Annotated in this window: 10 protein-coding genes and 1 pseudogene; 2 read left to right on the top strand and 9 right to left on the bottom strand. The window is 44.3% G+C overall.

What is annotated here, in order from left to right; genetic code table 11:
- Nucleotides 1-29 precede the first annotated feature (29 nt).
- A complete protein-coding gene (locus T260_RS128945; RefSeq protein WP_023634039.1) occupies nt 30-1214 on the bottom strand; it encodes a galactokinase in 1185 nt (394 codons plus the stop codon).
- A 464-nt stretch (nt 1215-1678) separates the two neighbouring features.
- Here T260_RS128945 and T260_RS1000000138855 point away from each other — a divergent pair, with 464 nt between their 5' ends.
- Together T260_RS1000000138855 and T260_RS1000000140780 are read left to right on the top strand one after the other, a co-directional pair.
- Nucleotides 1679-1915 carry a transposase gene (locus T260_RS1000000138855; protein WP_128738865.1) on the top strand — a complete coding sequence of 79 codons (237 nt, stop codon included), beginning with the start codon at nt 1679-1681 and terminating at the stop codon, nt 1913-1915.
- A 135-nt stretch (nt 1916-2050) separates the two neighbouring features.
- Nucleotides 2051-2200: pseudogene (locus tag T260_RS1000000140780) on the top strand (IS3 family transposase); the annotation flags it as partial.
- Between the two features lie 224 nt (nt 2201-2424).
- Here the strand turns inward: T260_RS1000000140780 and T260_RS128950 are convergent.
- The 8 genes from T260_RS128950 to T260_RS128985 all read right to left on the bottom strand — a co-directional run bounded on the left by T260_RS128950 (nt 2425) and on the right by T260_RS128985 (nt 11480).
- Entirely contained in the window at nt 2425-3354 is a 930-nt protein-coding gene (locus T260_RS128950) for an aldo/keto reductase (RefSeq protein WP_023634038.1), read from the bottom strand.
- A gap of 45 nt (nt 3355-3399) precedes the next feature.
- Nucleotides 3400-5175 (bottom strand): glycoside hydrolase family 2 protein, encoded by a 1776-nt coding sequence (locus tag T260_RS128955; RefSeq protein ID WP_023634037.1) that lies wholly within the window; start codon nt 5173-5175, stop codon nt 3400-3402.
- A gap of 55 nt (nt 5176-5230) precedes the next feature.
- Nucleotides 5231-6181, bottom strand: coding sequence for a glycoside hydrolase family 43 protein (locus tag T260_RS128960; RefSeq protein WP_023634036.1), 951 nt, complete (start codon nt 6179-6181; stop codon nt 5231-5233).
- 42 nt (nt 6182-6223) lie between these two features.
- On the bottom strand, nt 6224-7276 hold the full coding sequence (locus T260_RS128965) for a family 43 glycosylhydrolase (protein WP_227016060.1): 1053 nt from the start codon (nt 7274-7276) through the stop codon (nt 6224-6226).
- Between the two features lie 23 nt (nt 7277-7299).
- Nucleotides 7300-8130, bottom strand: a complete 831-nt coding sequence (locus T260_RS128970; protein ID WP_013144942.1) for a carbohydrate ABC transporter permease — start codon at nt 8128-8130, stop codon at nt 7300-7302.
- A gap of 5 nt (nt 8131-8135) precedes the next feature.
- The gene (locus T260_RS128975; RefSeq protein WP_023634034.1) at nt 8136-9107 is read right to left on the bottom strand and encodes a carbohydrate ABC transporter permease; all 972 of its coding nucleotides are present in this window, start codon (nt 9105-9107) and stop codon (nt 8136-8138) included.
- Nucleotides 9108-9167: 60 nt separating this feature from the next.
- Nucleotides 9168-10442, bottom strand: a complete 1275-nt coding sequence (locus tag T260_RS128980) for an ABC transporter substrate-binding protein (protein ID WP_023634033.1) — start codon at nt 10440-10442, stop codon at nt 9168-9170.
- Nucleotides 10443-10520: 78 nt separating this feature from the next.
- Complete coding sequence (locus tag T260_RS128985; protein ID WP_227016061.1) at nt 10521-11480, bottom strand: ArsR/SmtB family transcription factor; 960 nt, start codon at nt 11478-11480, stop codon at nt 10521-10523.
- Between the last annotated feature and the right edge of the window lie 191 nt (nt 11481-11671).

Here is an 11671-nt window from a genome sequence, read left to right as displayed (position 1 = left end):
CATGATGACACTAAAATTATGCCGAAAAATCATCGGCTCATCTCCTCCAGTTCCGTGAGTTCTCTCGCCCCGTCACCAACTTCAACGACATAAAAGCTTGCTTCATAACCGATTTTTTCGGCATACGCGTTTCCGACCCGTTCAATGAAATCTTGAACGCATGCCTTTTTCACAATGTTCACCGTGCAGCCGCCGAATCCTGCTCCGGTCATGCGCGCCCCGACCGTTCCTTCGTGCGACCATGCCGCTTCAACGAGCGTGTCGAGTTCAACACCTGTCACTTCGTAATCATTGCGCAGCGACAAATGCGACTGTTTCATCAACTCGCCAAAGCGGATCAGGTCTCCGCGCTCAAGCGCCCGGGCGGCTTCAAGAGTCCGCTCGTTTTCCGTCACCGCATGGCGGGCCCGTTTTTGCTCAAGCGGGGAAAGAAGATGTTCATAACGGGCCAGCTCTGCGCTTGTCAGCTCGCCGAGCGAGGCGATGTTCCGCACGCTTTGCAGCTTCGCGAGAGCCGCCTCGCACGTCGCCCGCCGCTCGTTGTACGCCGAGTCCGCCAAGCCGCGCTTTTTGTTTGTGTTCGCGATGACAATCGAACAATCGTTGAGCACGAGCGGCAAATAGCGGTACTCGAGCGTCTGGCAGTTCAATAGAATGGCGCAATCTTGTTTCCCCATGCCGACGGCAAACTGATCCATAATGCCGCAATGGACGCCAACGTATTCATTTTCTACGGTTTGGCTCATTTTCACAAGTTCCAGCTGGTCAAGCCCGCGCCTGAACAGTTCATTGAGCATGACCGCGGTCACGAGCTCAATCGACGCGGATGACGACAGTCCTGCGCCGTTCGGGATCGTGCCGTAATACAAAATGTCCAATCCGGTCTCCAGCGGGCTGAGCGCTTGAAACGCAGCCAAGATCCCTTTCGGGTAGTTCGCCCAGCCGTGCTCGCTCCGGTATGACAAGTCATCGTAAGAGACAGTGATCACTCCCGTTTCCGGGAAGTTTTGGGAGTAAAGGCGGACAAACGGCTCATCCGTTTGCCGGACAAGCGCATACGTGCCGATCTCGAGCGCGCACGGCAGCACATGCCCGCCGTTGTAATCCGTATGCTCACCGATCAAATTGACGCGGCCGGGGGCGAAGAAAGTGCGGATGCCTTCGCCTAAGCCGCTAAAAAGTTCGATAAATTGCTGTTTTAAGATGGGGATCATGAGAGGGCCTCCTTAAACTTTTTCTTTAGTAAATATTTTAGTTAATATTTTATCAAAGATCAATAAAAATTAATACTATTTTTTAGACACAATAAATCCCCTCTGTTCGTTTCCAAAAAACGAACAGGGGAGATGGTATCCACAACTCTTCTGTTTAGGCATTTTGTCTTGTCTAGTATTAAGATCGTATCAATCAAATGGCTAACTTATCAAGCAACCGCCCATATAAACAATTTTCCGCACTTTCTCTTAACAAAACATTCATGAGCAACTTTTGCTCTCTACCTAGGCATGAAAATGGTAGCTCACATTTTCACAGAAAGTTACTGATATTCTCCTTGATGTTAGTCTAAAAATTGGACACGGAGAACAGGGGGATTATAATAAATTACAACAGGTTCGAGGTGTCCAATCATGAAAAAGAGAACATTTGATCAAGAATACAAGATTCAAGCGGTTGAGTTATGCTTGGAGGGGGACAAGTCCATCGCCCAAGTGTCAAAAAAGAGTTAGGTTTGGCTTACAACACTCTTCATCGTTGGGTCAAAGAATACAAAGAAAGCAATGGAACAAGCTTTGTAGGTTCAGGCAACATCAAGCCACAAAATCAAGAAATCATCGAGTTACGCCGTCGCAATCAAGAGTTGGAGAAGGAATTAGCGATCCTAAAAAAGACATTAGGCATCTTCACCAGAAACTAGAAGTAATTTACGCATTCATTTTTCAACACCGAATGAATTTCGCGTGGTGAAGATGTGCCAAATTTTCGGTGTTTCAAGAAGTGGGTATTACGACTGGCTCAAGCGTGCGAAAAGTAAACAGAAGAACGAAAAGAACAACTCACTCAACAAATTCGAAATGAGTATCTAAAGTCCCGTAAGATTTACGGAAGCCCAAAAATTACGCAAGAACTACGCAAACAAGGGATTCGTGTGTCTCAAGAGACGGTCGCTCGCATCATGAGAGAAGAAGGCTTGAGTGGATAGCGATATAAAAAGCCTTAGGGAAACAAATGGTCTGACACCTTTTCCCTAAGGCTGTTATTGTTATTCATTGACGCGCTCTCTTAATACAAGTCGATATCGACCAACCTTTACAGGACACTCTTCACGAACTGACGTCCTTCATCCATATCTTATCAGTTTGATTACGGGCAGGAACTCCTACCAACTAATAATTTAGTAAAACCATAACCTCTTTATTCCCTGCATTACCAAACTGGGCTAATTTCATTAATATAAGCAAGTTCCCCTTCAGTTAATAATGGCCGGGTAGAAGCTCCGACATTTTCTGTAACCTGTTTTGCCGTTTTGGCTCCCGGAATGGCTGTTGAAACAGCCGAATGAGAAAGAACAAACTGCAGTGCCAATTGCCCAAGGGTTCGATCTTCCCGCTCTAACGATTTTAACTTCCCTGCCTTCTCGACTTGTTCTTCAAACCACTTTCGATCCCAGTACTGCCGGACATCATTTCCTGTAAAAGTCGTTGCTTTTGTGAATTTCCCCGTTAATAAACCTTTTTGCAGTGGCCCTCGTACAACTACTCCAATGTTCTCCTCTTGGCAGTATGGAAGAATTTCCTTTTCCGCCGCCCGATTTAAAATACTGTAATCGATCTGTAACACGTCTATAGATTTATGGCGATTAAACGTTTTTAAATACTCGAAATCGTCAGTAGAGACGCCAACAGCCCGAACCTTTCCATCCCGTTTCAACTTGTCAAACGCTTCGAGAAAGGCTTCTGTCTCTTGTTCAACATGCCACCAAATATGACAGAAATATACATCTATATAATCGGTCTGTAATCGTTTCAAACTATCCTCAAACGCCTGAATCACTTTTTCAGGCTGATCATAAATCGGTTCTGGTTTCCGGCTATGGCCCATTAACCCGCCTTTTGTAGAAAGAATAATTCGATCCCTTTTACCTTTTATGATTTGACTTATTAATGTTTCACTATGACCGTTCCCATAGACGTCAGCTGTATCGAAGAAATTAACACCTAACTCCAAAGCGTGATTCATCGCTTGGATCGATTGTTGATCATCTACAGGACCCCACGCATCTCCGCCAATAGCCCAAGCTCCAAAGCCAATTTCCGATACCTTTATCCCAGATTTTCCAAGCGTCCGATATTCCATTTTTCTCTCCCTTTCAAACTGAATTGCCCTGCTGCATAAAGCTCCTCATTGCTTAATTCCGTACGGAATGCGCTTATAATCCTTTCCCTCATTAATAGCCCGAATAATCTGAAGATCGATTTTCGGTTGCCGATCATACGTCAACAACCCGTTAATTTCTTGTTCTACATCTGTCAGCTGCGTGTAACAGAAACCTTGGACAAGAGGTGATTCCAGCATAGCGGAAACAACCTGATAATAGCGTTCCGCAAAGTCCTCATCATTTTCGGCGCCTGAATATCCCCAACCGTCCCAATGGCTCTTCTTGTAGGCAATTCCACCAAATTCCGTGACTAAAATTGGTTCTCCACGATACTCATACCCTGGCACGTAAATCAACCGATGGCCAGGCTGGGAATGCAAAATCGTTTCAAGTGTACGGTAACGTTCCTTAAGGATTTCTTTATTCGGCTCATAATCGTGAATGGTGCAAAGATCGGATTTCGTATGTTCCCATCCGTCATTCGAAACAACAAGTCTTGTCGGATCTAACGATTTTGTTAAATAGTAAAGACTTAAGGCATGGGCTTGCTGGCGTTGATCAGCAAGCAGGCGCGGCACCCCCCAACTTTCATTGAGCGGCACCCAAACAACAATCGACGGATGGTTGTAATCGCGCTCGATGGCTTCCTGCCACTCGCTCGTGATACGCTTTACCGCCTCGTCTGTATATATATAGCTGTTGGCCATTTCCCCCCAAACGAGAAGCCCAAGTTTATCGGCCCAATATAAATAACGCGGATCTTCAATTTTTTGATGCTTCCTTACACCGTTAAAGCCCATTTCTTTCGTCAACTCAATATCTTTTCTAATGTCTTCGTCAGACGGCGGAGTCAAAATTCCTTTTGGAAAATAGCCTTGATCTAAAACAAGCTTCATATAGTACGGGCGATTGTTTAGCATAATGACGCCATTTTCCACAGAGATTTTTCTCATGCCGAAATAACTTTCCACACGATCGACTACATGCCCATTTTCCCGAATTGTAAAGACAATATCATATAAATTTGGGTGTTCCGGACTCCACAGTCTTCCAGGACCGTGAACATTGAAATCATGCAAATAAATGCGGCGGCTCCCCTTTCCTTCAACAAGGTGTACTTCATCTTTGGCAATTAACTGTCCATCAAAAGAAATTTCAATCTCTAGTTTTTGGTTTTCTTGGACGTTATTTATTGCATATTCAATCAAAATTTCGTCTGTATCCACATTCGGTGTCATTTTTACCTTTTCTAGATACGTCGCGGCTACTGCCTCGATCCAGACAGTTTGCCAAATGCCGGTTGTTCTTGTGTAAAAAATTGACTCTGACTTTTCCTTCCAATATTGTTTTCCGCGCGGTTGATCCAACTCTTTTGAGTAGTCTTCGGCCCGTACAACAATTTCGTTTTCCCCTTCTTTCACAACATGCGTAATCTCCGCATGGAATGGGGTATGTCCGCCTTCATGGGAACAAACAAACTGCCCGTTCACCCATACAGAAGAGCGATAATCGACCGCCCCGAAATGCAAAAGAAGCCGTTTGTTTTTCCATTCATCTGGCAGTTCAAACGTTCGCTTATACCAAACAATATCATGAAAGTCGGTCACGCCAATCCCGCTTAACTCGCTCTGATAGCAGAACGGAACGCGGATCGTTTGGCTATATTCATGGTTTTCATACCATTTTTCTTGAATGCCTCGATTTTCATCATCAAATTCAAATTTCCATTCGCCATTTAAATTGATCCAATCTGTTCTAACAAATTGCGGACGTGGGTATTCTGGACGTGGAATGTTCATTATTGCCCTCTCCTATTCCTTGTTTTATATCGTTAATAAAACCAGATGGGAACCCTTAAAAAGAACAAGCTTCCTCTGCAACTTTCAACCCGTTTTCCGTCTCAGCCATTTCGATAAACAATGGCCTTTCGCTCCCATGAGGGGTATCTGGATAATGCACCGACATATATAATCTCCCTTGAAAGTCTCTAAACAGACTCGCATGCCCTGCGTTTCGATCCAACAGCAATGGTTCGTCATGGACCCATGGCCCAGCAATATCACCACTTTTCGATCGGGCAACAGCCACTACGTATCCCCCATCCCCCCCATAACTAGGCTTAGAATAACTCGACCAGAGCATGATTAACTCCCCGTTTTTTGCTTGATACATAAAGGGGGCATCAGTTAAAAATCCTTCCTTTTCAATTCGTGGGTCGCCAAAAAGGCGAATCCATTTCATTGATGAGGCGTGTAAAATATCAATTACTTCGCCATATGACCTCTTTAAATCTTTCGTTAAACGAATGGCTTTAATTTTTCCATCGTACTCTTGCGTCCACTCATGGCAAAATACGAGCCACCACTGACCATGACGGTCTTCATAAAACGTTCCGTCTAAACACTCCCAGTCCCTAGGGGTGACCGGGCCTTCACTATGAGGTTGGTACGGGCCAGCCGGATGGTCGGATACGAGAATGGCAGTGCCCCTGTGTTCCCCAATTCCTCCTTTGAATGTGGCAAACATGTAAAAGCGGCCGTCTATTTCAAATACTTCAGGCGCCCAATACTGCCTTACTCCCCAAAAACCTTTTGGAGGCCGAAAAGCAATGTACGGGCCCTCCCAATCATCCAAGTTGTCACTCGCGTACACTTCGAAAACCGGATCTTGATCCCCGCATCCATCAGCAAATGTCGTACCGAACAAGTAGTATCTCCCCTCTTTAGCATAAGGAAAAACAAATGGATCCCTTATATGAATATCGTTTGTCTTCCATTTTCTTATCGTTCGAAACCCCTTCTCCATGCTGTCCTCCCTTTGGTTCTTTCGGTTTAATACTGTCGCCAATCACTTGATGTAAGGCCCTTCCGTTAGGTCTGTACTTGGTTCTTGGTTTCTAACGCTAGGCCATCCATCTTCCCAAATGATCGGATCAATCATCAAAGGGCGCTTTGTTGCCCCGTTTAACAATCTTGGATCATCTTCATCAATGGCATGATATACGATCCAATCATTGCCTTTATCATCTGTAACGATAGCATTATGGCCAGGACCGACAAATTGCTTGCCATTTTTTCCAGGCTTTTCGTTGAAAGCTAGGATCGTGGTGCCACCACCTTCTAGAAGAGGAATTCCTTTCCGGTCTTTATACGGTCCTTTCACTGACTCGGAACGTCCAACTCTTACATGGTACGTACTATTCTCCCCATCACAACAAGTACCTGCTGAAACAAAAAGATAATAAAATCCATTTCGCTTGATTACATAGGGCGCTTCGTAACTTGTATCAGCGATTTGAAACTTTTGGCCAACGGTATGGAGCCCGTCGTCAGTCAGCTGAACTCCATAAATCCCATGGAAACTCCCCCAAAACAAATACGATTTTCCGTCCTCGTCTTGAAAAAATTGAGGGTCAATCGAATTATCCACGCCGATACTTTCGCTTGTAAACAACGGACCGTGGTCTGTAAACGGACCGCCCGGCTTTGCAGCAGTAGCTACCCCAATGGCAGGATTCGGATCTCCCCAAATAGAGAAGGCGTAATATAAATAATATTTTCCATCCTGATGCCAGGAAATATCGGGAGCCCATAAGCCTCCTCCTCCTTCTTTCCAACCAGGTTTTTGTGCAAACGCATCTCGATAAAATGTCCAATGAATCAAATCTTTCGAGCGAATAATCGGAATCAGGTGCGGTCCATGTCCATCTCCCCAGTCGTCCTCCGTGCCGTAAGCATAATAGTATCCGTCACTTCCTTTAATAATGGATGGGTCAGCAAACGTCGGACCGAAAATAGGATTTTGATAGCGTTCTGGCCTCAGCAACAGCCAAACTCCTCCGATAGCACCGATAACGAGAAGAGATGCCAACGTGTACACGATTCGTTTTTTGTCTTTCACATTCTCTTCCCTTTCCTTGATCATTATTTAATCCCGGCTTGTGTGACAGCTTTCACGAACGACTTTTGGCCAATTAAGAAAATCACCATAACGGGAATGGTTGCAATTGTCGATAAAGCCATTAGTTTATTTGGCATATTGACATAACTTCCCTGTGTCATAATCGCAATTCCCGCTGTCAACGTTCTCATTTCATCCGAGTTAGTCGCATACAGCGGCCAGACGAAATCATTGAATACTCCCATAAACGTTAAAATGGCAAGCGTCCATAGTGCGGGTTTCGCTGATGGCAATAAGATCCGATAAAAAATTTGGAATTTATTCGCGCCATCCAAATAGGCTGCTTCTTCAATTTCTTTGGGGAAGGAAGAGAAAAACTGGTAAAGCAAAAATACCCCAAACGCTCCCGCTGTATAAGGCAAAATTAGCGCCCAATAGGTGTCAATCAACCCAAGGCTGTTGAATTCGGCATACAGCGGCAGAAACCAAACAATACTCGGGATCATCATCGTGCTCACAATGATTGAAAATATCGTTTTTCTAAACGGAATGTCCAAGCGCGCTAATCCGTATGCCGCTAAGGCATCAATCGTTACGACTAATATTGTAGTAACGATCCCAACAAATAAAGAGTTGAATATCCATCGAAGGATCGGAACGTTTAATTCTCCCCCCGTTAACACATTACTATAATTGGCAAACGTCGGGTTGTCCGGAATCACATTCAAATTCGGCAATATGGCTTCGATGTCGTCCTTGAAAGATATCGAAACCATCCATAATAGCGGCATGATAAACACTACTGCCAAAATGCTTGCGATTGTAATGAGAAGCGCAGATTTCATATACCTCATCGTATTCACCCCTCCCTTTTATTCGCGAGACGAAATTGGATAATAGAAACACCTATAATCATTAACGCCATTAATAATGCCATGGCGGATGCCGCTCCCATTCGATGCTGGCCAAACGCCACGTCGAAGACGTTCATCAGCAGCACGGTTGTTTCCGAGCCGGGTCCTCCACGGGTCATCAAGAATGGCTGAGCATAAATATTAAACGAAGCAATCGTTGAGGTGATCACTACAAAAATCATAATTCTCCGGATCGACGGCAAGGTAATGTATATGAACCGCTGCCATGCATTAGCTCCGTCGATTTTTGCGGCTTCATACATTTCCTCCGACACCTCGTTAAGGGCATTGATAAAAATAAGCATATTAAACCCAATGGTCCACCAAAGCGTAGCGCCGACAAGGGCAATCCAAACCCATGGAAGATCGGTAAGCCAGCCAATTTGCGACCCGAGATGGAGTTTGCTTAATATGATATTAAGAAGTCCTGCGTTCGTATCAAACACACGAATGAAAATCACGGCCATTACGGATGCCGAAACCGCATACGGCATAAAAAAGATGGTGCGATACACTCCGCGAATTTTAGAAGGAAGCGAATTCACCAACAAAGCTAACGCTAAACCGATGACGATTAAAAAGGGAACAGAATAAATGACAAACTTAATCGTTCCAAGCAGTCCTTGAAAAAAACTTGTATGGAGGTAGTTCCCTTCCGTGAAAATATCAATATAATTTTGCCAACCAACAAAATGGCGTTCTGCTGACAGCAATTCGTAATCTTGAAAGCTCATCATAATCCCGTGGACAAGAGGATACACTAAAAAGGCGATAAAGCAGACGAGGTACGGTAAAACGAATAAACTAGACGTTAGCTTTGACTTCCACTTCTGTTTAGAACGTTCGACTTTTATATTCACTGAAGCTCGATCAGATGGTAAATGTGGCGTCAATTGCGGCTTGGGATTGTTTTTCATTAACTCACCACCCTATACTATTTAATCAGGCAGGTGATGCCACCTGCCTGATCCATTGTGTTATTTGACTTGCAACGCTTTTTCTTGCGCTTCGTCCAACGCCTTTTGTGGATCCTTTTGCCCGAGAAGCACGAGATTGATTTGTTTGTAAAGATCAGCCGTCATGGCTCCCCAGTTGATGATAGGCGGGTTAAATTGCACATAATCAAATTGTTGGGCGACAATCGTTTGTTGTTGTGTCAATTTCTTAAACTCGTCACTTGCAAGAACTTGTTTCGATGCTACGGCTTGGCCGGACTGCGCCCAATCGATCGAGTGACCTGCTACATATTTCAAAAAATCACCAATTCCTTCAAGAACTTTTGAATCCTTCACGTCCTTCGGAATGACAAACGTGTGAGACCCTGCTTGCACGGCCTGTTGTTTCGTACCAAGTTGCGGCACCGGAGCTACTCCGTAATTAATTTTTGCCTTATCAAACTGGTCCTTCATCCAAGGCCCATTCAGCTGCATGGCGTTTTTCCCTTGGAGGAACAACGTCACTTCGCCATCTTGGGCTACTTTTTCCGGCGACACTTTATACTTGTAAACTAAGTCTTTTAAAAACGTCAGTGCTTCAACTGCTTCCGGAGAATTCAATCGGGGTTTTCCTTGTTCATCGGCCAGTTTCGCACCATTCTGTCCTACAATAGTCGGGAAAATGAACTGTTGCGGCCAAAGAGTTGGAACGACATATCCCCATTGCCCCTTTGATGGGTCGGTCAATTTTTTAGCCGCTTCGATAAATTCTTCTCGATTGGTAGGCGGATGATCAATTCCAGCCGCTTTAAATAAATCTTTGTTGTAATACAGAACTAACGGGTGAATATCCAATGGAATTCCATACCACTTTCCATCAATTGTTGCATACTTAACCGGCGCCTCGACAAAATCTTCTTTTTTAATCCCCGCTTTAGCGGCTATATCATCAACAGGTTGCAATTGCCCCTTCTTTTGATAAGTCGGTATTTGGTCAACATGCATAATCATAAGATCCGGACGTTTTTTTCCTGTGCTTAAAGCTAGGTCGACTTGCTTATAATACTCTCCGCTTGGGATGATTTGAAACTTTACGTGGTACTTATCAGATTGCTTATTGTAATCATCAACAATTTTTTTCATAAATGGGCCATCAGGTCCGGAGAACGGCGTCCAGAATGTAATTTCTTGTTTTCCTCCCGAAGTTGGAGAGGAAGATGCATCTCCGGATGTTTTTGCATTACACCCTGCCACCATCAACGATGCACCTAGAAGAGCAGCTACCGCAATCCCTTTTGTCTTCTTTAACCAACTCATAAAACTACCCCCTTTTAACTTTTAAAATCGCAACATTCATCCCTATCTAGTTATCTATATGAAAGAAAACTAGTAGGCCTATCTAGTAAAACGGAGACGCATCACCAAATCAGTTTCATAGTTGCCAAATTTTCTTCCAAACAAATTGACTCCTCCGTCGTTAATTGCGTCCGGTTTTACACCGATGCGGACGGTAATAAATGAGGCTTGCTCCAACCGGAGATCATCCACTGTCACATCGGATATGATTCGCCCATCGATAAACGCTCCCTGATCAGTGACACGCCATGTTTTGAGAAGGCCGAATTGTGTATTGACCTCACTCCACCATGAAGGGGTCAAAACCCCCCGTTCACCGCCAAAGTCACCTGGGCTCGTCCATGTTCCCACTTCTATTCCGTTAATCCAGAGCGTGATGTCAGATGGCCAATTTGGGTTATGCAACGGCGCTTCCGAACAGACTTCCATCATGAGCTCAAGATTATTTACCTTCGCTCCAGGAGGGGTGCGATTAGGGAATCGGTATTCAACAAACCCGTGCCGAAACCAAATTAACTGGGCGTTCGTTCGTTCAGGCTCAAGAAATGAACTTGGATCATCAAGCTCGCCGATAATCTTGGAATCGCTTACAATACCGCATGTCGGCGAAACCTGAAAATCAAAGAAATGTCCAACTGGCATAGAAATCTCTATAAAATCATGATGATGGACTTGTACAGGTCCCCCTGTTTCCACGATAATCTTGCTAAATACTGCGGCGCATATTTTTTGTGTTCCCCTTGTACCTGGAACCATTTCTGTGCGAATTAAGTTGGCGTCCTCCAGCTTTTTAATATTCACCGCCGCCGTGGATGGGGGAATGTTGAACATTTCGGCAATTTCTACGACATTCATCGGACGTTCGAGCAGCTTTTTAAAGATGGCGACCCGCAAATCACTCGACAAAGCTTTGGCAATCTCCACAAAATCATCTAGATTAGTAGTTAATACCCTCGTCGCTACCTCTGTATTTGACGAATCAACCATCAACTTTGGCATCACTATTTATTCACCTACTTTTATAAACCTTGATAAATTCAAACAAGTTTTATTGAATGATTAAAACGAAATTCTCTATATACTTCAATGGGATTCTGATCACTAACAAAGTGACCAACTTTTATTAGAGCCACACCCAAGAGGATAGACTCTCTTGATCTCCAAGCTCCATCCATTCACTTATAAAGAAG

Origin of the sequence: Geobacillus thermopakistaniensis (assembly GCF_000498995.1) — a bacterium.
Lineage (GTDB): Bacteria > Bacillota > Bacilli > Bacillales > Anoxybacillaceae > Geobacillus > Geobacillus thermoleovorans.
This window is presented reverse-complemented; position numbering and strand designations above follow the sequence as displayed.

Excerpts from the sequence above, each read along its gene's own strand:
- T260_RS128945 (WP_023634039.1), bottom strand. The coding sequence starts at position 1,214 with ATGATCCCCATCTTAAAACAGCAATTTATCGAACTTTTTAGCGGCTTA.
- T260_RS1000000138855 (WP_128738865.1), top strand. The coding sequence starts at position 1,679 with ATGCTTGGAGGGGGACAAGTCCATCGCCCAAGTGTCAAAAAAGAGTTA.
- T260_RS128950 (WP_023634038.1), bottom strand. The coding sequence starts at position 3,354 with ATGGAATATCGGACGCTTGGAAAATCTGGGATAAAGGTATCGGAAATT.
- T260_RS128955 (WP_023634037.1), bottom strand. The coding sequence starts at position 5,175 with ATGAACATTCCACGTCCAGAATACCCACGTCCGCAATTTGTTAGAACA.
- T260_RS128960 (WP_023634036.1), bottom strand. The coding sequence starts at position 6,181 with ATGGAGAAGGGGTTTCGAACGATAAGAAAATGGAAGACAAACGATATT.
- T260_RS128970 (WP_013144942.1), bottom strand. The coding sequence starts at position 8,130 with ATGAGGTATATGAAATCTGCGCTTCTCATTACAATCGCAAGCATTTTG.
- T260_RS128975 (WP_023634034.1), bottom strand. The coding sequence starts at position 9,107 with ATGAAAAACAATCCCAAGCCGCAATTGACGCCACATTTACCATCTGAT.
- T260_RS128980 (WP_023634033.1), bottom strand. The coding sequence starts at position 10,442 with ATGAGTTGGTTAAAGAAGACAAAAGGGATTGCGGTAGCTGCTCTTCTA.
- T260_RS128985 (WP_227016061.1), bottom strand. The coding sequence starts at position 11,480 with ATGCCAAAGTTGATGGTTGATTCGTCAAATACAGAGGTAGCGACGAGG.